This window comes from Kamptonema formosum PCC 6407 (genome assembly GCF_000332155.1).
In the GTDB taxonomy this organism is placed as follows: Bacteria; Cyanobacteriota; Cyanobacteriia; order Cyanobacteriales; family Microcoleaceae; genus Kamptonema; species Kamptonema formosum.
In genome coordinates, this window is sequence record NZ_KB235906.1 from 118,881 (window position 1) to 139,563 (window position 20,683).

At 42.7% G+C, this 20,683-nt stretch carries 21 protein-coding genes and 1 pseudogene; 11 read left to right on the plus strand and 11 right to left on the minus strand.

Features of this window, described 5'->3' with window-relative positions; genetic code table 11:
- Positions 1 to 161 precede the first annotated feature (161 nt).
- Positions 162 to 1,022, plus strand: a complete 861-nt coding sequence (locus tag OSCIL6407_RS0128745) for a hypothetical protein (RefSeq protein WP_007358217.1) — start codon at positions 162 to 164, stop codon at positions 1,020 to 1,022.
- Here the strand turns inward: OSCIL6407_RS0128745 and OSCIL6407_RS0128750 are convergent.
- From OSCIL6407_RS0128750 to OSCIL6407_RS0128760, 3 genes are all read right to left on the minus strand, one after another.
- On the minus strand, positions 961 to 2,313 hold the full coding sequence (locus tag OSCIL6407_RS0128750) for a site-specific DNA-methyltransferase (RefSeq protein WP_007358216.1): 1,353 nt from the start codon (positions 2,311 to 2,313) through the stop codon (positions 961 to 963). The two genes, OSCIL6407_RS0128745 and OSCIL6407_RS0128750, sit on opposite strands and share 62 nt — an antisense overlap.
- 112 nt (positions 2,314 to 2,425) lie before the next feature.
- A complete protein-coding gene (locus tag OSCIL6407_RS0128755) occupies positions 2,426 to 2,944 on the minus strand; it encodes a hypothetical protein (protein ID WP_007358215.1) in 519 nt (172 codons plus the stop codon).
- Between the two features lie 186 nt (positions 2,945 to 3,130).
- Complete coding sequence (locus OSCIL6407_RS0128760) at positions 3,131 to 3,958, minus strand: hypothetical protein (RefSeq protein ID WP_007358214.1); 828 nt, start codon at positions 3,956 to 3,958, stop codon at positions 3,131 to 3,133.
- A gap of 457 nt (positions 3,959 to 4,415) precedes the next feature.
- Here OSCIL6407_RS0128760 and OSCIL6407_RS0128770 point away from each other — a divergent pair, with 457 nt between their 5' ends.
- Positions 4,416 to 5,780 carry a hypothetical protein gene (locus tag OSCIL6407_RS0128770; RefSeq protein WP_148288967.1) on the plus strand — a complete coding sequence of 455 codons (1,365 nt, stop codon included), beginning with the start codon at positions 4,416 to 4,418 and terminating at the stop codon, positions 5,778 to 5,780.
- A gap of 121 nt (positions 5,781 to 5,901) precedes the next feature.
- Here the strand turns inward: OSCIL6407_RS0128770 and OSCIL6407_RS0128775 are convergent, their stop codons facing one another.
- Both OSCIL6407_RS0128775 and OSCIL6407_RS0128780 read right to left on the minus strand, forming a co-directional pair.
- On the minus strand, positions 5,902 to 6,336 hold the full coding sequence (locus OSCIL6407_RS0128775) for a PIN-like domain-containing protein (RefSeq protein WP_019488006.1): 435 nt from the start codon (positions 6,334 to 6,336) through the stop codon (positions 5,902 to 5,904).
- Positions 6,333 to 7,040 (minus strand): DUF433 domain-containing protein, encoded by a 708-nt coding sequence (locus OSCIL6407_RS0128780; RefSeq protein WP_019488007.1) that lies wholly within the window; start codon positions 7,038 to 7,040, stop codon positions 6,333 to 6,335. Before OSCIL6407_RS0128780 ends, OSCIL6407_RS0128775 begins: the two co-directional genes overlap by 4 nt.
- A 308-nt stretch (positions 7,041 to 7,348) precedes the next feature.
- Between OSCIL6407_RS0128780 and OSCIL6407_RS35060 the strand changes: the two genes are divergently transcribed.
- A complete protein-coding gene (locus OSCIL6407_RS35060; RefSeq protein WP_007355501.1) occupies positions 7,349 to 7,534 on the plus strand; it encodes a hypothetical protein in 186 nt (61 codons plus the stop codon).
- Here the strand turns inward: OSCIL6407_RS35060 and OSCIL6407_RS0128785 are convergent.
- The 4 genes from OSCIL6407_RS0128785 to OSCIL6407_RS0128800 form a co-directional block, all read right to left on the minus strand.
- On the minus strand, positions 7,503 to 7,745 hold the full coding sequence (locus OSCIL6407_RS0128785; RefSeq protein ID WP_007355500.1) for a ribbon-helix-helix domain-containing protein: 243 nt from the start codon (positions 7,743 to 7,745) through the stop codon (positions 7,503 to 7,505). The two genes, OSCIL6407_RS35060 and OSCIL6407_RS0128785, sit on opposite strands and share 32 nt — an antisense overlap.
- Positions 7,745 to 8,374: a ParA family protein gene (locus OSCIL6407_RS0128790; protein ID WP_007355499.1), complete on the minus strand. Its 630-nt coding sequence runs from the start codon at positions 8,372 to 8,374 to the stop codon at positions 7,745 to 7,747. Before OSCIL6407_RS0128790 ends, OSCIL6407_RS0128785 begins: the two co-directional genes overlap by 1 nt.
- A 325-nt stretch (positions 8,375 to 8,699) precedes the next feature.
- On the minus strand, positions 8,700 to 9,026 hold the full coding sequence (locus OSCIL6407_RS0128795) for a hypothetical protein (protein WP_039962290.1): 327 nt from the start codon (positions 9,024 to 9,026) through the stop codon (positions 8,700 to 8,702).
- A gap of 99 nt (positions 9,027 to 9,125) precedes the next feature.
- Positions 9,126 to 10,808, minus strand: a complete 1,683-nt coding sequence (locus OSCIL6407_RS0128800) for an ISL3 family transposase (RefSeq protein WP_019488009.1) — start codon at positions 10,806 to 10,808, stop codon at positions 9,126 to 9,128.
- A gap of 198 nt (positions 10,809 to 11,006) precedes the next feature.
- On the opposite strand from OSCIL6407_RS0128800, the gene OSCIL6407_RS38640 reads away from it, so the two are divergent.
- The 3 genes from OSCIL6407_RS38640 to OSCIL6407_RS0128810 all read left to right on the plus strand — a co-directional run bounded on the left by OSCIL6407_RS38640 (position 11,007) and on the right by OSCIL6407_RS0128810 (position 13,459).
- On the plus strand, positions 11,007 to 11,159 hold the full coding sequence (locus tag OSCIL6407_RS38640; RefSeq protein ID WP_456077500.1) for a hypothetical protein: 153 nt from the start codon (positions 11,007 to 11,009) through the stop codon (positions 11,157 to 11,159).
- A 1,524-nt stretch (positions 11,160 to 12,683) separates the two neighbouring features.
- Positions 12,684 to 12,944 carry a type II toxin-antitoxin system TacA family antitoxin gene (locus OSCIL6407_RS0128805; protein ID WP_234708690.1) on the plus strand — a complete coding sequence of 87 codons (261 nt, stop codon included), beginning with the start codon at positions 12,684 to 12,686 and terminating at the stop codon, positions 12,942 to 12,944.
- Positions 12,944 to 13,459: a hypothetical protein gene (locus OSCIL6407_RS0128810; RefSeq protein WP_007353152.1), complete on the plus strand. Its 516-nt coding sequence runs from the start codon at positions 12,944 to 12,946 to the stop codon at positions 13,457 to 13,459. Before OSCIL6407_RS0128805 ends, OSCIL6407_RS0128810 begins: the two co-directional genes overlap by 1 nt.
- Before the next feature lie 189 nt (positions 13,460 to 13,648).
- Here OSCIL6407_RS0128810 and OSCIL6407_RS35730 read toward each other — a convergent pair whose 3' ends face one another.
- Positions 13,649 to 13,786 carry a hypothetical protein gene (locus tag OSCIL6407_RS35730; RefSeq protein ID WP_155523443.1) on the minus strand — a complete coding sequence of 46 codons (138 nt, stop codon included), beginning with the start codon at positions 13,784 to 13,786 and terminating at the stop codon, positions 13,649 to 13,651.
- 321 nt (positions 13,787 to 14,107) lie between these two features.
- Between OSCIL6407_RS35730 and OSCIL6407_RS0128815 the strand changes: the two genes are divergently transcribed.
- From OSCIL6407_RS0128815 to OSCIL6407_RS35735, 3 genes and pseudogenes are all read left to right on the plus strand, one after another.
- On the plus strand, positions 14,108 to 15,313 hold the full coding sequence (locus OSCIL6407_RS0128815; protein WP_007353153.1) for an ISL3 family transposase: 1,206 nt from the start codon (positions 14,108 to 14,110) through the stop codon (positions 15,311 to 15,313).
- 14 nt (positions 15,314 to 15,327) lie between these two features.
- Positions 15,328 to 16,278: pseudogene (locus tag OSCIL6407_RS0128820) on the plus strand (transposase); the annotation flags it as partial.
- A gap of 77 nt (positions 16,279 to 16,355) precedes the next feature.
- Positions 16,356 to 16,496, plus strand: coding sequence for a hypothetical protein (locus OSCIL6407_RS35735; protein ID WP_155523444.1), 141 nt, complete (start codon positions 16,356 to 16,358; stop codon positions 16,494 to 16,496).
- Between the two features lie 58 nt (positions 16,497 to 16,554).
- On the opposite strand, the gene OSCIL6407_RS36580 is transcribed toward OSCIL6407_RS35735, so the two are convergent.
- Complete coding sequence (locus OSCIL6407_RS36580; RefSeq protein ID WP_007353155.1) at positions 16,555 to 16,692, minus strand: hypothetical protein; 138 nt, start codon at positions 16,690 to 16,692, stop codon at positions 16,555 to 16,557.
- A gap of 17 nt (positions 16,693 to 16,709) precedes the next feature.
- Here OSCIL6407_RS36580 and OSCIL6407_RS0128825 point away from each other — a divergent pair, with 17 nt between their 5' ends.
- Together OSCIL6407_RS0128825 and OSCIL6407_RS31470 are read left to right on the plus strand one after the other, a co-directional pair.
- Complete coding sequence (locus OSCIL6407_RS0128825) at positions 16,710 to 19,478, plus strand: FAD-binding protein (protein WP_007353156.1); 2,769 nt, start codon at positions 16,710 to 16,712, stop codon at positions 19,476 to 19,478.
- Between the two features lie 308 nt (positions 19,479 to 19,786).
- On the plus strand, positions 19,787 to 20,683 hold an 897-nt coding region (locus OSCIL6407_RS31470), incomplete at its 3' end, for an ISAs1 family transposase (RefSeq protein ID WP_148288970.1).

Genomic DNA, 20,683 nt, shown 5'->3' on the forward strand with positions numbered 1-20,683 from the left:
ATTATGGGTCATGATGAAGGTAGCCACACTTCATAGCTTGTATCAAACGGTATTTGGGACTGGCGGCAAGTTGTTATAAAATTTTGCAACAGAGATTTATGCACGGCATCGGCTACCGTCAGGAGATGGCAGGCAACCGTGCTTAACCGGGAGGAATTCAGTTGGCTTCGTTTGACAGCTACAAGGCGAGTGCATCTAGGTGGATTACGTTCATAGATTCAGAATTCTACCCAGACTACTTAGACGAAGCAAAAGTCGTCTACGGGAGCGTTTTGGAACAGTTTGCAACGCTGGTAGGCGAAGTACATTCCTCGGCTGACTTGTTAACAAGAATTTCGCAAGAACCGAATCCGTCAAGAACGCAACTGCTTCGCGTTTTTCGCAAGTATGTTTCGCCAGATACGTCAGTTGAGATGTTGAAGCGGAAAAACAAAATACCGGAAATTATTGCCGAATTTGGCACGCGCTTCCGTTCATTAGAAACAGTTAAGCAAAATTTGCTAAGCCGCCCTGACCCTGATGAAGCAATGATGGCAGTTCTTTATGAGTATAAAAGCCGGGGGCAAAAAGGCTATGAATTAACAGAGGCATTTTTCCTCTGGTTTAACAAAACCTTTGGAGATGATTACAAAATTCAGGGGCCGCCAAGGGCTGGAAGAGATGTAATGCTCAATGAAGTCTTACCTAATTTTGAATCTAGGATTCCCGCTGATTTTCTCATATCCCGCCCTGATAAAACTCCTCTAGTTTTAGGATTTGCTCGTTATGATTCTGATCGAGGAGGCGCTCAAGAAGATGACCGCACAGGCGGCAATCGTGATAAAGTGACGGAAATTCGTAAGTATGCTTCGGAGAAAAAAGTACCCCTCAAAGTGCTTTTCTTGAATGACGGCCCCGGATTAACCCTTGGTTCAATGTGGAATGACTATGCAGCATTAGAAACCTACGGACAGGGAGATGTTATGGTGTGTACCCTGAAGATGCTCGACTCTCGATTAACCAGGGAATGGTTGGAGAGTTGAGCAAGTTGCGCCACTTTTCTAAAAGAAGATCGGGGATGCTCTCTAAATCCAGTGCTGATTCAATATAAATATCAAGTCCGCTTTTTAACACTCGGTTTTCATCAAATAAAGATATTTGCTTAGGCTGGTCATCATTGCCTTTTAAAAAATCACCCATTGGTTCTGTGCCTTTTGCTAGTCTCCACACCATTGTTTCTAGTGCAAGCTTAGCGTTATCAATCGCAATCCACTGTCTGCCTAAATCCTCTGCAACTGCTGCTGTGGTGCCGCTTCCCGCAAAAGCATCTAACACTAAGTCACCAGGGTTAGAAGAGGCAATAATCATGCGTTTTAGCAATTCAGGATTTTTTTCAGTTGGATAACCCGTAATTTTAATGTTCTGATTATGGGCATCTTTGAAGTCAAGCCAGATATCCTGTATGGGAATTCCTTTGCTGTTATCTAAGTAAACCTTTCGGCGCGGATTTCCTGTAGATGACCAGTAAATTTCGCCTCGCGCATCCATCAGATCGAGAGTTGCAGGAGTATATTGCCAATGTTTACCTGGGGGTGGCATCATCCCTCTCCATTTTTGACCTGTGGCTCCGTTTCTAATTCCTGGTGCATGAATGGGAACTTTCTTATAACGCCTTCCTGTTTCTTTTTCTACATATTCATACTCTTTATTTGCCGTCACTTCAGTCCAAGATTCAAAAGGTTGATTCCAAATATATTGCTCGGTTTTGCTGTAGAATAGAATATAGTCTGAAACATTACCGTATTGGCGGCGCGTGTAGTTTTTGGGATTGCATTTTTTGCGAGTAATCCAGTTGCGGAAGTTTTTAATGCCAAAAATTTCATCCATGAGAATTTTCACAGGGAAAGCCATGTTTTCATCTAAATGCACGTAGATAGACCCATCGTCTGCCAAAAGCTCGCGCATTAAGATTAGACGGCAGCGGATATACTCTAAATATTCTGCTCCTTCTCGGAAATCATTGTAAGCATGATCCAAGTTGCGAGATGCAAAATTTGCCCCGGTTGCATAAGGGGGGTCTATATACACAAGGCTTACTTTCCCCGCAATATTGGCATCATCTAGTAGGGCGCGGAGAACTCGCAAATTATCTCCGTAGATGAGTTTATTTGTCGGCGAGCCTGGTACTTTGACAGCACGCTGTAGCAAGGCTGGTTTTGTAGCTCTGATGTCTTCTATTGAAGATTTGCCTTCGTACTCTAGTCTGAATGACATTCCATTACTGCCGTTTAAAGCTTTCTTTTTGCCGCTAGTCCCTGGAATTCCTGTTGCCATTTTTTATTTGATAGTTTGCTATTAGAGAAGGCGAGGGCTTTGGCTATGCACGCATATCCAGACATCAGCAATGTAAGGAATTAAGCTTAACTTTGCCAAGCGGAGTGCCAAGCTAGGCCAATCCTACACTGATCCCATTCCTAATGAAGCCAGCCTTCTGAAAACTGCCAGTTTCAGGGTTGATGGTTAAACAATCGCCCGATAGTAATTTTATCACTAAATCGCCTTCAACCAGTGACAATCCAATTGCTGTATCAGGTAACGCCTTGTTAGAGCGGATAGAGCCTCGGCGGTTGAAAAGTAAAAAGTCCTCTTCAGTAATGACAGCAGTAACTTTGTCTAAAGTTAGCATTTGCACCAAATAGGAAGTTAGCGGCAAAGTTAGCAAAAATTTACCCGTTTCCTTACAAATCGCAGCTACCTTTTGTTCAACACCCACCCAAATCGTTTGTCCGTCTGGTGAAAGTTTCACCATCGGTTTAATTAAATCGCTGTTCCAACTAATGCCGTAAACTCCCAAAGTTTCGCCCAGGTCATTGATGGCAAATTGGCGTGAATAGTCGGCGGCTATCAGTTGCCGAGAAGCATCAATTTGATTAAAGTCAACTTCGTTAATAATCTGAATTTTCATAAACAATCCTTGGATTTGTGGGAACAGGGTCATACCTAGATGGAAATTCTCATTTATCAGTGTCACAGAGAGTGCGGGGTTGCTGACTGTAGTTTTTATAGAATTGTTACTCCCATGAAGACTACTACAAACTTCTGCTTATTAATCCATAATCCATAAAATTTTCAATCACAAATAGATAAAATTTCAATCACAAATAGCAACTCGAATCACCCAAATCCCAGCCAATTCTTTGGCGATTTCACCAGCCGTTGGTTTTAACAACTCTACTTTCTCCACTTTTAGGCTTATGCCTGCCCATTCGGAGCATTTGCAGCTTTCGGGGAGGATTTGTCCGGTCATCTTCCTTAAATCAGCGGTGGCATCAGATAAGGTGTCTGGGATTACCCAATCCCGCTTAGTTGGTATTTGGTCTAAGTCTTCTTTGCGAAGCCTAATCAGAACTAGAATGTTTTTTGGCGCGTCTTCTGATTGGCGATCTGCAAGAGTTAATGGATTGTAAAATGAGTAAACGCTTTCACTTTGTGACTGCTGGCGTTCAGTTTGCAAGCCGATGGTGGAATCGGATATCTTGGCTGACATTTTCTCTAAGTTCTGCAACAGTTGCTTTAGGTTTTGCTGAGAAAGACTGGAGGCTTTGGGTTGAGTCTCAAACTCCTTTCTTAATTCTCTCAGTTGAGTGAGCTTTTGTTCTAAGTTTTCTGAAGTTGAGGGAAGCATTTTTTCTTTTTCATCGCTTGGATAAGCAGAATTCAAAGCTTCCAACCACAATTCTTTCGGCAACAGTGACACAATGTTAGTTAATCCGAAGCATTGGAGGCTCATCAGCAAAAGTTCTATTGAATCTTTCAAATCGCTTCTGCTACCGAGGAATCCGTTGTATAACTCTAGTTTTCCGGGGGTTCGCTCCACATACTCTTCAAAGGTGAGAGGATTTGGATTGATGCCAATTTTGGCCTTGTTTTCAAGGCTAGCGGAATTTAAGGCTCTTTGAATGAGGGGGTTTTGGGTCATTGGGCACACCTTGGTATCAGAACTGCTGTTAAGTTAATTGCAGAGATATTGACATTGACTAATTATTCTACACCTGTTCGGACTAGAAATTTCCCCAGTTCTGTATCTCACTTTCCAGAAGTGGGATTGAGCCTTTAACTTTGGCGGTGCGATCGCCCTGATATTCCCACTTTAAGAGCGCGTGTGTCATTTTGGTTACAAGGGATTCTCCTTTAATATTTTGATAGCTGTAATAGCTTGATAGCAAGATAGTTTAATATGTAACTTTTTAGCTCTGCGATAACTAAAACTTGCTTCTGTGATTGAGGTTAAAGAAGAGACATCAATTAAAATCAAGATAGTTTGATAGCAAAGTAGCTTTATCAAAAATCAAATGAAGGATTTAAGTTGCTACTTTGCGGCTGGTGACAGCACAGCTTCGCTGATACAGTTATTAATGAAGAGAAAGTTTTTTTCTATGTCTATAATATTGACCGACCCCGAACAGTGGTGCGATGCTTACGATCTGGCCTCTGTCAAACAGAGATATGAAATGCTCATGGAGGTATTCGACCAACCACTATCTCCCCAGTTAATTCAGGACGTGGATTTGGGAACAATACTTGTAGAAATGCGCGATGAGTTAGATAGCAACAATCTAATTGAGCTTTTCCTAGCTTTCGTTACTAAGTTTCAACAGCAGCAACCACAGTTGTATCAAGAAGAATATCCCTATTTCGACAATCTTTTAGTAGAGTATTATCTGTTTCGCAACGACCTCGCTCAGGTACGCACTTCCCTAACTCGATCTATAGCAGATTCGGTGTCAGGAATAGACTTTGTGCTCGATGTTTTAGAACAACTGAAATTTTATGGTACTACAGAAATAGCAGTAGATTTGTGCCGTGCTACCTATCATAATGTACAGAAATCGCCCCAAGTATTGGGCGGTACTGAAACAGAACTAGCCGATACTGTTTTGATGAGCTTAATTGAGCAAGCTTACCAACAACTTAAAAACGGTGTCCCATTTGATGGGGAAAACTTGCGGACTACAGCTACTGAATATTATAGTCAAAACACCAGTGAATTTGAACAGGAAATTCTGGGAAACTTGACCGCAGTTATAGAGAAAAATCAAGATTTTACAATTGATTTAAAGCGGAACTTTGAAAAAAATTTACGCACTCTGTCAATGGCTTTTTCTGTCTATATGATCGAACAAAAGCAGGTAAATTTCATCACCAGTCAAACTATCTGGACAGTAGTGTTTGATTTTCTCGAAGACCGAAATCTACCTCGAAAGAATTTAACCAATCCCGATAAATATTTTGCATTTAACCAGCAAGCTTTAGATAAATACATAGGAAAGTTATTCGGTGGATTGGTTTCAGTACGACAAGCTGAAGCAGTAGGAATTCTATGGGGAATTCCTTATGTTTACGATTTTTTGTTTAACCAACGGGTGATTGGAGAGAAAGTATACCAGCAAGCAATAGCAATAACAACAGCATTAAAAGTAAGTTTAATTCAGGTGTTGGGACGAAGTTTATGGAAATACGATTTCGTGCATCGCTGGCAACCCCCCGACAGCATATCTGCCACAGATTTTGCGGCTGAAGCCGAGATATTTGCTGCTAGTATTAACAATGTCAAACCTTTAAGTGAAGAACCTGGTGAAGGAACAATCGAGTCTTTCTACAGCCAGTTATCTTCTGAACTAGATAATACATTGCTAAGGCAACCAGCCTCCACACCTAAACAGCGCAAAAATCCCTTGCAAGAAGCAGCAGAATTGTATGATAAGGAGCTTAAAAAGTTAAAGAAAAAGAATCAGAAGTAATTGCTCATCATTTTTCCGTTTTATTTGTTTTAATTGCTAAGAGCAAACTGTGATTTAGGCGAAGTCTATTTGGCAATCGCCACTTTTATGACAGCTTTATTGACAATTAGGTTGTTGACTTTCAACGATCTGCTGCATCAGTTTCAACAGCAACGTCAAGATTTTTCCAAATTCTTACAGATCCCCGTTTGTCAACCTTAGCAATAAATGGGGATTGGTTGCCTTGAGCGAAACGTTCCATTTTAGCCCGCGCTTCCACAAAAATAGCCGCCATTTCTTCACCTGTCAAATTCCCTGTCGCTAACACAAATACTTTCGCGCCCGAATTAGCGATCGCTATTTGCTCTAAAATATTACGCCCAATTCGATCGTCCTTCGTTAAAATCAACCATCCCCAACTGCTCACGAATGGCAACCATTCCGTATCCAGGGCATCTGGCAAAAAATGATCGTCGTGAATTTCCACCTGCACGGCTGCTTGCCGTAGAGCATCCGCCACAGACCTTTTACCCAAAGCACGATCAATAAAAAAGACAGGAGTCTCTGATTTAGTCACGCTGCCACAGAAAGCGCCATTTCACAGCGAATCGCTTCCTCAATCTGGAGGTGCGAACATCTATAATCAAGAGCCAGAGTGTCAATCGAATCTCCTGCCTTATATCGCTCTCCTAAGATAGCTGTAGGAATGCCAATACCAACTAAAACTGGACGACCAAACGCGATTAAAGGGTCAATTGCTAACACTTTCGGAGCCTCTACCGCATTCAAACGAGTAATCGGAAATAGGCGGGCTGCAATGCCTTTTTCGTCCCACTCAACCCGCCTTAAAAGATGCTGCAACGCTGCCCGCATCACCAATTGTCCGTCCCTAGAAACCGCGATTAAACTGCCTAGATATTCTACAAACAGATCCACGCCATCCGTTTGAAACCGAAGTTGTGCTAAGGGATGAGGAACACCAAACTCACTTGCCAGGTAATCGAGGGTGAGCCGAATTTTATCCAAGCGAATTTTATGCTCTTGACGAATCACTCTCAAAACGTGGGCCTCAACTAAATTCGTAAATGAGAGTTGAGGAAATTGAGGATTTGGGCGCTCAATTAATGGCTGAAAATATCGCTTACACTCTGTGGTTGGGTAATAACGCCCATGTAACCAAGACCGCAGCGTTGGGAGTGGAATCGTTAGATAACGGGCGGCATCTGCTATTGAGTAGGCAGGTAGATTGCGAGAATCTAACCCGTTCGGCACAAACACCATATCAGCCCAGGTTCACGAATGTCGGTATGGGCTTATTTTATCATGGAGTGCGATCGTGCCTCTGGTAAGGGGAGGAGAAGGGAAGAATTTTCTGTTCTTGAACCCTAGTCTCTAGTCCCCAGTTCCTATTCCCCCTCCCCTTTCTTTCCCCCTCTCCCTTCCTTTTCAAAAGCTGCTGGTTGTAAATTACTGGGTGATACTTTGATAGCATGGTAGCTTAAAATGCCAATTATCAGAGCAGCATTTGTCGATAAAAGCCTCTAAGAGTAAGGAATAGAGTGCCTTGCTTAAAATTATAGCAAGCTACTTTGATAGCAAAGCAGCAAGACTCTTCTGGTTCCCAAACACAGCGAATGGGGGGTGTTTGGGGCTGTCTTAATATCGAAGAGTGCGATCGCCTCAAGCGACTCTTGTTATGGTTGATTGAGGAGAAGTCGGGCAAAATGATGGTTACGGTTAAGTTTAAGCGATCGGCGGTTTGCCATATTTTTTAAACAAATCGTTGACGGCTTCTATGAGTAATTCGTGAGAAGGCTTCCCCAAGTCAGTTGCCAGGTGCTTGAGTTGCTTCCACGCCCCTTCATCTAACCGTAATGTCTGCCCCCTGCGTTTGGGTTCAGCTTCTGTGGCGGAGGATGCTGCTTGTACTACGGTTGTTCCCTTGGAGAGTGTCAAATCGGACAAACTTGGTTTCTTCTTGGGCATTACTTACTCCCTGCTTTCAACAGTTTCGCAATCCAGTTCCAACTTTGTTTAATCTCAATCGCGGCTTTTCCCCTTGGCTCAATCTCATTCGCTACCCTACCGTCAATCAAAGCCCGTGAGTAGGCAATGCGAGAGGCTATTGCCACTGGACAAATGGGTAAACTGTAGGCAGCTAGGGCGGTTTTAGCTTCCTCAGTAACACCTGACCGAGGTGGTGTTTGATTGAGGACGAACACAGCAGACTTGCCTATGCCTCGTACCAATTCGACTGTGCCTGCGATCGCTTCTAAGTCCAGTACAGAAGGCCGTACCGGAATCACCACCAAGTCTGAGACTCGCGCTGCGTACACGGCATTTGTGTCAATGTCAGGGGGAGTGTCTATAAGCACCAAGTCAATTCCACCGTCTCGGCAAGCCTGAATCTGGTCAGATATGTTGGACGGTTGGGGCTGTATCAGTAAGGGGGTTTCAGCTTCTCGCTTGTTAAACCAAGATGCTGAGGACTTCTGGGAATCCATGTCTGCCAATACGACACTCAAACCGCACTTTACGGCAACGACTGCCCAGTGGACGGCAAGGGTTGTCTTTCCCGACCCTCCTTTTCTCGACAAAAGGCTAACTACGAACATCAGTAATCTTTGCTAGTTTGATATCATTATAGCGTGAAAGCTGTGGCGTGACCAACTATTATGCGTCGGTTTAACTTGTGATAACTAGGCTTATGGTGATATTCCTTAAAAGATAGTAAGCTATTGTGATATCAAGGTAGCAATGACTGCAACTAGGTCTGAGGGCTTTGTGAGAGTGACACAAGCAGGTTCTTGAATAATTGAGGTGCGATCGCCCCTAAAAAACTCCTCTCAGAATCGCCTGTAACCAACCTCTTTCTCCTTTCAGAGGTGATTCTCCATATCGCTCCTTATCTCAAGCCAGTTGGCATCAAGCGTGAGAGAGCTAAACATACGGATAATCAAATAGCTTGAGCAGGGCAAGCTCCAGGTATTTCAGACCTAGACTCCATGCCTCTGCTCTGGTTTCTTTTGAAGCTCCGCATCCTTTATGACGGCTTTTCGGGTTAGGATGAACGATTGCGTTCCGTATTTCAGTTATCGCCTGTGGGCCATCAACCCAGTTTTGCCTATTCGCTAGCTGAATCAAGTTAGTTAAGCGATCTGGGATTTTTAAGTCTATCCCCAAATATGACAGCAAGAGTTTCACTTCATCAGCGGCTGGGAGTTTGTGAAACCCATTTTGACTGAGGCTGCGTTTATCTTCTACCAACAAGACCCATTAAGGGTCTTGGCAACTTTTGGTGATCGGAACCAATGCCGAATGGCGATCGCTGTTTTTTCAAACTGTTTCTAGGGAGAGAAAAACCCTTTACATCTTGATTAAAAATCGGCGACTTAATAAATCAATACTAGCACGACCATACATTTGTCGCTTCAGCATTTTTAATCGATTAATATGTCCTTCAACCGGGCCATTACTTACAGATAAAGTCACACCCGCCTTAACAGAATCATAATCCTCACGTAACCGCACTGCAAAACGTTGAATGGGAGAAATATTGCTATTAATAGCACGCTCTAACCAGCCATCCAGTTGTTTCGGGTTGCGTTGACGCACAAGAGTTGTAAAATCTTGTGCGATTTCAATAACTTCACCTAACTCTGAGTGGCTTTTTAATAAGATAATAAGTTGTTGGTCGCTGGCATCTAGCTGTGTGAATTTTTGCATCACTAACCCCGCTACTTTCCGAGGGGTTAAAGCACATCTTAAAGGTTCAACAACTTGAGGTAAACGTTTATGGATAATACGTTCTCTAAGCTGAACTCCTGTCGCTTCACGCAGACGACGAGTGTAACGAGCAACGGTATCATAACTACCTGAATAACCTTGTTTTTGAATGTCTTCAAATAGTTTTTTTGTATCATAACACTTTTGATTCCATTGTTCAAGGAGATAATCTTTATAGGGATCTAACTTGCTACGTCCTCGGTCACTACGACCGTTGCGTTCTTGAAATGTTGAATGCCGTAAGTACCGGAACACGGTAGTGCAACCAATACCTAATTTTTTGGCAATTGCTTTTCCTGATAAACCTTGACGGCGTAACTCCCACACTTGTTGATGAATAATAACTCTTCTTTCTCGACGTTGAATCGCTTTTGATACTTCTTTTTTGGTCTGATTTGATGCCGGAGGTAAAGGGACGATTTCAGTTTGATTAGCATCGCTAGCTGGGAAACCAGTGTGTAGTTTTTCCACCTCTTTAAGGGTTTTTAGTTGGCTGCCAAATACTTGCGCGAGCGCTTCTGCGAGGTTTTGTAAAATATGAAAACGGTCAGCAACTTGAATGGCATTGGGGGCTCCTTGCAGAACACCTTTTTCATAAGTTCGGGAGCGATCGCGTGAGACTATTTCTACACCGGGATGTTCTTTTAACCAAGCGGCTAGGGTTTCGGCTTCACGATCTTTGAGAATGGCTATGGGTTGACTTTTTTCAAGTTCAAGGTCAACTAATATAGAGCCATAGGTGTGGCGTTTACGAAAAGCAAAGTCATCAACTCCCAGAATTAGAGGGGTTTGAATTGGTGCTAGGGGAATTCTACGCACTAAGTTTAATAGAGTATTGCGACTTACTTTGAAGCCCAAATATTGGCTTAATCTAACTCCGGCATTCCCAGCTAATGATAAACCAATAGCTGTTAAATTTTGAGTTAATCGTTGCGTTTTTCTTGCCCAGGTTGCTGCTATATCTGTAATTCTTTCCGCAAATATGCGGCGCTGACATCGGGGATTGATACAGAAAAACTTTCGGACATTTAACTGTAAAGTGACTCGGAAATTCGCCCAAGATAAATCACTTAATTTTCGTCTGTATTGGCTGTGAATGCGATGACTTACTGCTAAACAAACCGGACATCTGACTGGATTTTGGACAGAAGTGACATTGACTGCGATCTGAGTTGCTGTTTTGTCCAACTCCCAGCTATTTAATTGTAAGATTTCGGGGCTGGGTAGTAAACTGGGAATAATTTCTGCAAATGTAATGTTCATTTAGAGTGCTTAATAACACTCAATTATAAGAGGGTTGAAGAATTATTTGGTGAGTACATTTCAATATTACATGAGTGACTGGGTGGTATTGACGATCGCTTGCAGTTGGCGATCGCTACTCTGACATATCTACATGGGTCACAAAGATTACGGAGGTAAGGCGCACAGGCAAGGAGTATTGCGATCGCTACTCTTGAAATGACTTGGATGGACTTCGTTCGCAAGCAGGGCAACCTCAGCCGGGATAATATGAGTTTGATGCGATCGCCATACGCCATTGGTTCGGATCACCAAAAGTTGCCAAGACCCTTAATTTGGTCTCGAAAAAATCCTGATTGCGGTCTTGAGTGATTATGATTGCGGTCTCCTACAACTAGTGCTTCCGTTTCAAAAGAGAGCTTCTGTTGTCAAGTGCTACGCGATGCAAAGTTCATCAGTTACTTGGATTTGACCTTTAAGGAAGGAACGAAGTAAACGATTGAGCGATCGCATCTTTTCTTCAGTGATGGACTCGTCGAGGATAGCAGCCATCATACCGTAACGGTCAGCTTTAGTGAGGCGGTGAGTATCAGCTTATTTAGCGAGGATAAAGCAAAAACGCATTTCGATGCGCTTTTGCTTTGGGGGGCTGCATGAAAGTAGCGATCGCTCTCTCCTGGTAAGCTTTAGCTATTGGAAGCTTTGGTTATTCTGGATGAGATCGCCATTTACCAGGGTTAAACCTGTTGCAGCCATCGTCACCACCAGGATAATACCTGGTAAACCCTATAATGCTATTTTTAAGGGCGTGTTCATCCATTTTACTAACCTTCGCTGTTGCTCTTCTTGCCGATTCGTACAATTTTCTCGTTTGGACACGCTGATGCCTTAAGGCAAGAATTGCAGTGCAGGGAGCCTCCCGTTTGAATGAATGCAGTGCTACCGCACTTTTGTACAAGAAAAGCGAAGTACCTCAATATTTTTTTGCTACCAGAATACTAATAGCGTTACTTCGGCAAGTCAGTAAATTTTGTAGTCAAAGCAAATGCCGCCACAATAGTATGAGCAATCGGCACAGTTGGAGATCGGGTAAAACCAAGCTTTTTGAGACACTTGGCTAACATCGCATCAGAGGCATTGATGGGGACAGTTGAAGATCGGGTAAAATTAAGCCCCTTGACACTCCATCTCTAGTTTTTTGGTGTTTGTGGCGATAGCTACTATTACTAGACAATCCCTTGCACTGTGCTTTCTTTGAATTGTTTTGACTTTAACAACTGTAACTCGCGACTTGACTGGGCTGCCCTTACTCGAATATCCGAATCAGCCTACAAGTTGCTACCACTGGCTCCCCATTAACCCGATTAATCCGAATACACCTTGACCAAACCAATGCAGGAAAATCGCACTTACTCATTCAAAAATTTTAGCTAAAATTTGGGAGGGAAAAAGAGGAGAAAAGAGCACAATTATTACTCATTACACCTCGTAATTCCTACTTTTTCGGTCACAATCAGTATAAATGCTTATCATTTTTCGAAAACAATTGTTGCTTTTGGCGCGATTTTTTGTATTTTAGACCCTTCTAAATCCTCCTAGTTAGTGCGCTAGTCGCATAGCAAGCCATGTCAAATGTACGTACAAGAGCACGAAATTGACCAATTTATGGTTTTTATGGTTTTTGCAAGACTTTGCAAGACTACGACAGCAACTGATCGTGCCATCGCAATTCACCGGAGGTAAATAAAGCCCGACTCGGGGCCGAAAAGCGGCAAAATTGACGTTAGAGATGGGCAACCCATTGACGGTACGGCTAATTGCCGCATAGACTAGAGTTAAAAGTTCAGCTTTAACAGCGAACCTAATGCCATGATCACCCCATCCACTACAAAAAAGATGGCACGGCTAGAAGCCCGCATCAGCCCGGAAATCAAATCTTTGTTGCAAAAAGCGGCTGATTTGGAAGGGCTCACCCTGACTGACTTTGCGATCTCCAGCTTGCAAAAGGCAGCAATTGCCACAATCCAAAAACACCAAACCCTCAAACTCAGCCTAGAAGACAGTGAAGCCTTTGTCGATGCCTTGCTCAATCCCCCCTTACCCAATCAAGCACTCTTGGCGGCGGCGGTAAGGTATCAGCAAACTATGAAAGCTTAATGGTTCTCAAAATCGAGCCACTGGATAGCCGCAAACACATACGTTCAAACTTCTGCTGTGGCAAAGATAGCCTAGATAATTACATCCGTAAACAAGCATCACAGGATCTCAAAAGGAAAGTTGCCACGATATTTGTTTTAATAGATGAGTCAGAAAACCATCCAGAAACAGAAGTTTTAGGCTATTACACCCTCTCAAACTACACCATTGACATAACAGAATTGGATACGGCACTTGCCAAAACCTTGCCACGCTATCCCCAATTACCCGCCACATTACTCGGTCGCCTTGCGGTTGATTGCGCTCAAACAGGTAAAAGATTTGGCGAACTCTTATTGATTGATGCGCTCAAAAAATCCCTGGCAGTCTCCAAACAAATCGCATCCCTAGCCGTAGTTGCTGAAGCCATAGACGAACAAGCCGCCCAGTTTTATCTAAAATACGGATTCCTCATATTCAACCACCAATCAACGAAGTTTTACTTACCCATGAAATCTATCGAATTACTTGATTGAGTAGCCCCATGAGTCAGGCGATTGCGTGCGTTCGCATCCAAATTTAGAGTAAGCGAAAAATGCTGCACGGCAATCAGCAATAGGAACAATTGTAAGACAGGAAGGCGAGTTTGATTGAATTCAGTGCTACCGCACTTTTGTACAATACAAGTTAAGTGGAAGAGTATTTTTTTCGGGCTGCCAGAATGTTCATGCAGAGCGAACGCTATCTTCATCTGCTCTGCCGCCTCGCTTGTTCCAGGTACTAATCCCACTGATGTTACGACTACTACAAAAGTCAGGTTCTTCTAAGAAGTAATATCTGCCAGCAATAAGCGTAAGTTGCATCTTCCACACAGGGTTGCAACTTTTTATGAGAAAGAACAACACCACAATTGTTACTGAGGGCTACAAAAAGCTTTATATTTTAACCCTTATATTTCCTCTTATTCCCTCTTATTTCCTAATCTCTCCTACTTGCCCCTCAAAAATCCTAAATTCTCCTCCAATTTTCACAAATTTTAATTAAGTTAAATTAATTTTCGCTGCTTTTTAATTGATTTTTTGTACTCCAACACCTCTTAAATCCTCGTAGTTAGGGGTCTTCCGTACTTACTGTGCTAAAATATTAGGTAAGTACCAACAAACGAGTGTTTTATGAATAGGTTAATGACGAAATTGCTAAATTTACCAAAAGTTTTAGTAGAAAATAGTCAACAAACAGAAGATACATTAATTATATTCGTGAAATCGGATAAGAAAACAGCACTTTGTCCTCGTTGTGGTCAAAAAAGTCATCGTCTTCATCAAAATCAACGACATTTAGTAAAAGATTTACCAATAGGTAATAGAGAAGTAGTTTTATCTGTGAATCGACGCAGATTTAAGTGTAAAAATTGTCAAAAACCTTTTAGTGAGATTTTAGATTTTGTGCCAGAGAAGAAAAGTTTTACTTATAGATATGCAGAAGCTATTACCCAACAAGTTATTCATAGTGATCTGAAGAATGTCGCTCATAACAACGGATTAACAGCAGAGGAAGTTGAGTCAATGGTCATGTTTGTTGCTCAATCAATTTTGCCTGTTGATGTGCAAGATTTGCGAAAGTTAGGGATGGATGAAATTAGTTTGGTCAAAGGTCAAGGAAAGTTTATTGTAGTTTTAGTAGACTTAGAAAGTCATAAATTAATTGGGTTAGTTTCAGAGCGAAAACAGTCTAAGATTGAAAAAGTGATGTTAAGTTGGGGAGAAAAAGTATTATCTCAGATAGAAGAAGTAAGTATGGATATGACGGGAAACTATAAATCATTAGTAAAGAAAATTTGTCCAAATGCTGAGGTGACAGTAGACAGATTTCATGTCACAAAATTGATTCATGAGGAGTTGAATCAGGCTAGAATTTCTCAAAAACAAACGGCCGGTTCTTTAAATATCAAAGAAAGAGCTAAATTATTTGATGGTTTAAAAGGAAGTAAATATACATTGTTGAAAGCAGAAAAGCAGTTATCTACTAAACAAAAAGAAAAATTAAAGCAAGTTAAAAAAGCTTCACCATTACTAGGAATTATGCACTTGTTAAAAGAAGAGTTTCACCTCTTATTTGAGAACAATCATAATGTGGGATCGGGGACTTTAGAACTAATTGATTGGTTAGAAAAAGCCGAACCATACTACAAAAAAAGTGTAAAAACAATTAAGCGGTGGCTTCCTGAGATAGTTGGTTATTTTGAGCTCATAACAACCAACGGAATAGTGGAAGGAATCAACAACAAGTTAAAGTTATTAAAACGCTGTGGATTTGGGTTTAAAAATTTTCAAAACTTTCAAGTTAGAGCTTTACTTTTTTGGCATTCACCTAATATTTTAGCACAGTAAGTACGGAAGACCCAAGATTTTTGACCTTTCCGGCCGAGTTATTCGAGAGAGTTTTCAAAGAATTGTTGCCCCATCTGAGACAGGCTTGGTGCTCACGAACTCGCCGTCTTGAACCCGAAAGTACACAGTTTGCCCGTCGCTGCTTTGAGCAGATTTGGATCGCCGACAGTTCAACCCTAGAAGCTCTATTTCGGAAACTCAAAAGTTTAGAAACTCTGCCCAAAGGTCAATTAGCCGGAAAGATGACAGTAGTCATCGATTTAATCACCCGCTTGCCGATCGAGATTGGATTTGACGAAAATCCCAGAGCCTCGGACACCTCGTGGGAGAAAGACCTGTTAGCATTAGTCAAACCCCAGACCTTACTGCTACTAGATAGAGGGTTCTATCACTTTCAATTTTGGCATCAATTGAGAGAACAAGGCGTGGATTTAATTACCAGACTCAAAAAACGAGCGACGATACAAGTCGAGGCAGTGTTGACCAACAGCTATAGTCTGCGAGACCGCCGAGTGTGTCTAGGTTCGGGAACGAAAAAGACTTCATTTATCACCTTACGTTTGATTAACGTAGTAAAACGGCTGTTAGGACTCAGTTATTTATGGACGGGTTCCCTGAATGGCATCAAGTTACAGATTTGGGGAACTTGGCTCTTTTATGGTCTGTTGGTAGATTTAGGAGATGCCGTGGCTGACGAGATGTCCCTGGAATTTGAGAGCATTTCTTTGGAGATGATTTATCGAGGTCTGTATCATTTTCAAGTGGCTCATCACCAGGGATTAGCTGCTGACCCCGTGAAGTATTTTGCCGCTCCGGAAAATCGAGATTTAGGGATTGTCAAAGCTCAACGAAAACCCAAGGTTAAGTTGATTATCGCTCCCTTTCCCGAGACCGTCCGCACTGGGGAGCCCTTGTTCTTTGAGCCACCACCGAAAATTCCCTTGACAACTGGCTTTGAGCCTTAACTTGTCACCAATGCCGTTAGACTGATCGTTAGACTGATCGTTTGATTCACCATTTTGCTGCAACAAGTTACTTCCAAATGTTCGCAGTTGCCCACCAATCTTCTCGACATCCACATCAGAAAGATCGACATTTGCAAGACTCGGCTCAAGAGTGCCGTAGTGCAAAATTGCAGCGCCCGACTGGTCATATCAATTCCGGCGTAGCCGGAATGATATAGTGAAAGGGTGTTAAAAGTGCAAGGAGGGCAAGTTATGCTTAAACGTCTCTTGCCAATGTCACAAGTTACTGCCGTAACTCAATATATCGGTTAGTTCGTCGATTAAAGGACTTACTTGTTTCCACTGGTGGCCAGAAACTAAAGCGATATCATTCCGGTGAAACCGGAATTGATATAAGTCCTGAGCATTATTCAATTAACTTAGGGATAAACATGACGGAGCCTTCAAAGACAGAAGCCAACCAGTTTAATGGAAGAGTCATTCCATCCAACTGGGATTTCCAAAACACCATCACCGACGTTTCAGGTTCCCATCAAGTCTGGTATCCAGCGTCCCAAGATGATGTTGCCACTGCGATTAAGCTTTCTAAGAACCAAAAAACATTTGTTCGAAGTGGCAAACAGGTGGTAGGACAAGATGAAGTGGATGGGTCAAACGGAGTTGTTATCAATCTCAGCGAATTAGTAAACGTCACCATCAATGGGAACAAGGTGGCAGTAGAGGCGGGAGCGACAGCCGAAGATATAGCAAAGCACCTCATCGATCGCAGCTTGGCACTACCGCTTTCCGACGATCCGCTAAAGAGCATTGCCTCAAATGTAATGAATGAGAGCGTCTCATACCTAACACGTAGTCTAGGGTCGCTTACAGGCTATATTTCGGAAATCAAAGCAGTGAAGCCAGATGGAACACCGATCACAGTTCCAATCAGCACAGATCAACCCTACGCAGGAGAATCATGGTTGGCTCTGCGCCAAGAGTCTAGAGCTATCATCACTCAAGTCACATTTGAGGCAGTGCCAGCTCAGAGCCTTTGGATGCAGCGATTCTCCTTCCCTTATACTGGTTATGACGAGTTTCTTCGCCTCGCCCAAGGCTTATTTCTAGAGTCAGATGTACCAGAGAATTGCGACCTGGTGTTGGATCTTTATAGTGGCTCATACCTAATGCCGATCGTGAGTATCACTGCTCTCGGAGTTGCAGAAGAGGGAAAATCAGAGCTAGAGAGACTTATCGCCGCAGTTGTCTCCAACCTTCCTTCTGTCGCCGCAGTTATCTTCGAGCTTCCTTCTGGCCACGCACGTGAAATATTGGCTGGGTCTCACGTCCTCGAAGCTATTGCAGACATGGGTCAAGGAGCAGGTCTAGATCCGACCATTTATTCTGAGAGGCTCCACAGAATCGAAGCTGCTGATCTGAATCGGGCGAACTTTATCGTCGAGTACGTTAACTATATCCACAGCGGAGTATCCTATCGTGAGAACGGAGAGGGCAAACTCCACCCAGACCTCCAGATATCCGCTCGTCTGCAAATAAACCGAGAGAATGCTCTTGAGGTCACTGGTTATGCCTACACTCCAAGACTGATAGAGTCCACAACAAATACTATCTTCGCAGCATCTGCTCGTATAGGCACACCACTTCACGAAGGTGTTCCTCTAACGTTACCTACACGTCCAGAACGAATACCAGGTTTTAAAGGTGACGTCTTCCAACCAAATGATCTGGGCTACCACTGTCGGGCCAAGGTCTACGCAACTACATCATACCCAGCGAAAAATTTGACACCCTTAATGGTGGCTTACCCACGGGACGCAGAGGACATTGCGGCAGCCATCGCGTTTGCCAGATCGAAAAACTTGCATATTGTGGCTAGAAGCGGCGGGCATCAATACTCTGGAAAGTCTTCGGGAGGCAGCAAAACGATTGTGCTTAGTATGGATGCGTTTAACCACCTAAGCGTCTCTGGGAATATCGTTGAGGTCGGCCCAGCTGTTAAACTGACGACGCTCGCAGATCGTTTCAAGCAAGAGAAGATCACAATCCCCCACGGTGAGTGCCCGATGGTGGCCATCGGCGGTCATGCTCAAACTGGAGGGTATGGTCATCTTGTCCGTAACTTTGGCTTAGCCCTTGACTACGTTGAGGCATTCGACATTGTATTGGCAGATGGAAATCTTCGTACGGTTACTCATCCAGTAAACGGTTCTTCACCCTCTTCGGATGAAGAGAAGCTTGACCGAGAGATATTCTGGGGTGTGTTAGGTGGAAATGCTGGTTCGTTTGGCATCGTGACCAGCTACACGTTCAAATATATTAAGGCTAGCGATCGCCCAAATTCCTACGGATATACTGCACTCGGGATGTATAGAAAGAGTCGCTTTCAGAAAATGATGAAGCTGGTTCAGGCATGGTCGAAAGACATCGAAGCTGGGACACTAACAGCAGATTTTGATTTTATGATGACCGTAAAATCAACAGACAAAATCCAATTCTTCCCAGTACTGTTGGTTGAAGCAGTATACGGAGATATACCTGTCGTAAACAAAGATGTTATCGAAGATGAGAGGTTGAAATCAATCGATGAGGCGGTTTTATTTGAGCAAAGTTTTTGGGAGAAGGAGCTCCTACGCCGCGAATACGGTAAGAGATCGCTGCCGGATTTGTCAGATTCGTTCGTGCGTCGCCATCCAGCTACAACCCTTGATGGACGTGAATTCAAATATCCATACAAAAAGCGTATCAACTGCACCACAAACGCGTTGACCGACGATTTTATTCAGAACTTTGTAGACATGGTCGATAAGGTGGTTATGAAAACGGAAGGCGTAAAGCTCGTCTTTCAAATGTTGATGGGCGGTGGTGCTTATCAGAATACGGAGCGTAGGCAGGCAACATCAATCTCTCATAGAAACTACGTTTTCTGCTTTGTATTCGATCTCTTCTACCGGCAGGGCTTCGAGAAAGCTGCCGAAGAATTACAGAAACAGATGCAGAATGTGGTTGACGAACACTTCAGCGGCAATCAAGAACTACGGGTTTTCTGGGGTTCCTTTGGAGATACAGATATTACAAAGGATGATATCAGAAAGATGTACTACGACAGTAAAGAGCAGTACGCACGACTGCAACAACTCAAACAAAGAGTAGACCCCAACGACATCTTTCATACAACGTTGACTGTCCAACTGCCAGGGTAAACGCATACTTGACCTTGTCTTTAAAAAGTGGGCAATCACTAGCTAAAATGATGTGTTTATCTTTACCAACTCCAAATTCTCTGGCAAAATCGGCTCTCCCGGATACTAGGTGTAAAAAGTAGTAGCTGATACAATTAAACGGTCGAAGGTCGGCTGAAAACCTTGATGTGGCTAAACTATAAGCCTAGTTTATCACCACAAGTACGGGAGAGCCACAGGGCGGTTTCATTCTCCGGTGCGATCGCGAAAAGTAAAAGCGATCGCGCTATCTGATAAGATTTTTAGCGATCGCTCTTCATATAATAGATATGGATACTCTAATCTCTTTTTTGAAAAAAGTCAATGACCCACGCCAAACCAGCGGGAAAAGACATCCCTTATGGCTAATATTACTATTGGTTATTATGGGATTCATGTTGGGTTATTTGGGATATAGAGATTTCGGAACCTTTGCTAAATGCAACCAAAAACTGATCGTTAAAACTTTTAATCTCACTATTGATAGAGTCCCATCTTATTCTACTATTAGACGAGTAATGATGTTGGTCAATACCTCAGATTTAATCGACGCATTTAATCAATGGGCTAGTCAGCTAACTACCTCAATAGACTTGACTGATTGGGTATCAATTGATGGTAAATGTCTCAGAAGTACCTGCCAAAATCCCCAGAATAGCACTCACGATTTTGTCTCAATTGTGTCCTTATTCAGTCAGAATACTGGTTTGGTTGTCAGAGTCCAAAAATTTGAAAACAAAAAAAGTTCTGAAATCAGACAGGCGCAAGAGCTAGTCAAGGGTTATCCCGATCGAGGGAACATATTTACATTGGATGCTTTGCACTGTCAAAAAGAGACAACTACTTTGATTACTGAGTCTAAAAATGATTATATTATCGCTCTTAAAGGCAATCAAAAAAACTTGTTTAAACAGGTTGTGAATATTATCGAAAATCAACCACCTAAAAGTCAAGCAGAATCAGTAGATATTAGTCATGGTCGTCACCTGGTTAGAAAGGTATCTGTCTTTGATATTCCTCCCCAGAAGCTCAAGGATTTTGAGAGATTAAAATGGGGTAATATTACCAGTTTAATTAAAGTGGAAAGAAGTGGCGCTCGTGGTAAAAAGATTATGAACATCTTACTTATTACATTAGCAGCTTATCGGCATCAGCCGAAATATTTGCGTCAAAAATCCGAGGTCATT

Coding starts and splice junctions, on each gene's coding strand:
- OSCIL6407_RS0128770 (WP_148288967.1), top strand. CDS start 4,416: ATGTCTATAATATTGACCGACCCCGAACAGTGGTGCGATGCTTACGAT.
- OSCIL6407_RS0128825 (WP_007353156.1), top strand. CDS start 16,710: ATGACGGAGCCTTCAAAGACAGAAGCCAACCAGTTTAATGGAAGAGTC.
- OSCIL6407_RS35735 (WP_155523444.1), top strand. CDS start 16,356: ATGTTCGCAGTTGCCCACCAATCTTCTCGACATCCACATCAGAAAGAT.
- OSCIL6407_RS0128800 (WP_019488009.1), bottom strand. CDS start 10,808: ATGAACATTACATTTGCAGAAATTATTCCCAGTTTACTACCCAGCCCC.
- OSCIL6407_RS38640 (WP_456077500.1), top strand. CDS start 11,007: ATGACTTGGATGGACTTCGTTCGCAAGCAGGGCAACCTCAGCCGGGAT.
- OSCIL6407_RS0128810 (WP_007353152.1), top strand. CDS start 12,944: ATGGTTCTCAAAATCGAGCCACTGGATAGCCGCAAACACATACGTTCA.
- OSCIL6407_RS0128780 (WP_019488007.1), bottom strand. CDS start 7,040: ATGGTGTTTGTGCCGAACGGGTTAGATTCTCGCAATCTACCTGCCTAC.
- OSCIL6407_RS0128755 (WP_007358215.1), bottom strand. CDS start 2,944: ATGAAAATTCAGATTATTAACGAAGTTGACTTTAATCAAATTGATGCT.
- OSCIL6407_RS0128790 (WP_007355499.1), bottom strand. CDS start 8,374: ATGTTCGTAGTTAGCCTTTTGTCGAGAAAAGGAGGGTCGGGAAAGACA.
- OSCIL6407_RS0128760 (WP_007358214.1), bottom strand. CDS start 3,958: ATGACCCAAAACCCCCTCATTCAAAGAGCCTTAAATTCCGCTAGCCTT.
- OSCIL6407_RS0128785 (WP_007355500.1), bottom strand. CDS start 7,745: ATGCCCAAGAAGAAACCAAGTTTGTCCGATTTGACACTCTCCAAGGGA.
- OSCIL6407_RS35730 (WP_155523443.1), bottom strand. CDS start 13,786: ATGCAACTTACGCTTATTGCTGGCAGATATTACTTCTTAGAAGAACCT.
- OSCIL6407_RS0128805 (WP_234708690.1), top strand. CDS start 12,684: ATGGCACGGCTAGAAGCCCGCATCAGCCCGGAAATCAAATCTTTGTTG.
- OSCIL6407_RS0128750 (WP_007358216.1), bottom strand. CDS start 2,313: ATGGCAACAGGAATTCCAGGGACTAGCGGCAAAAAGAAAGCTTTAAAC.
- OSCIL6407_RS0128815 (WP_007353153.1), top strand. CDS start 14,108: ATGACGAAATTGCTAAATTTACCAAAAGTTTTAGTAGAAAATAGTCAA.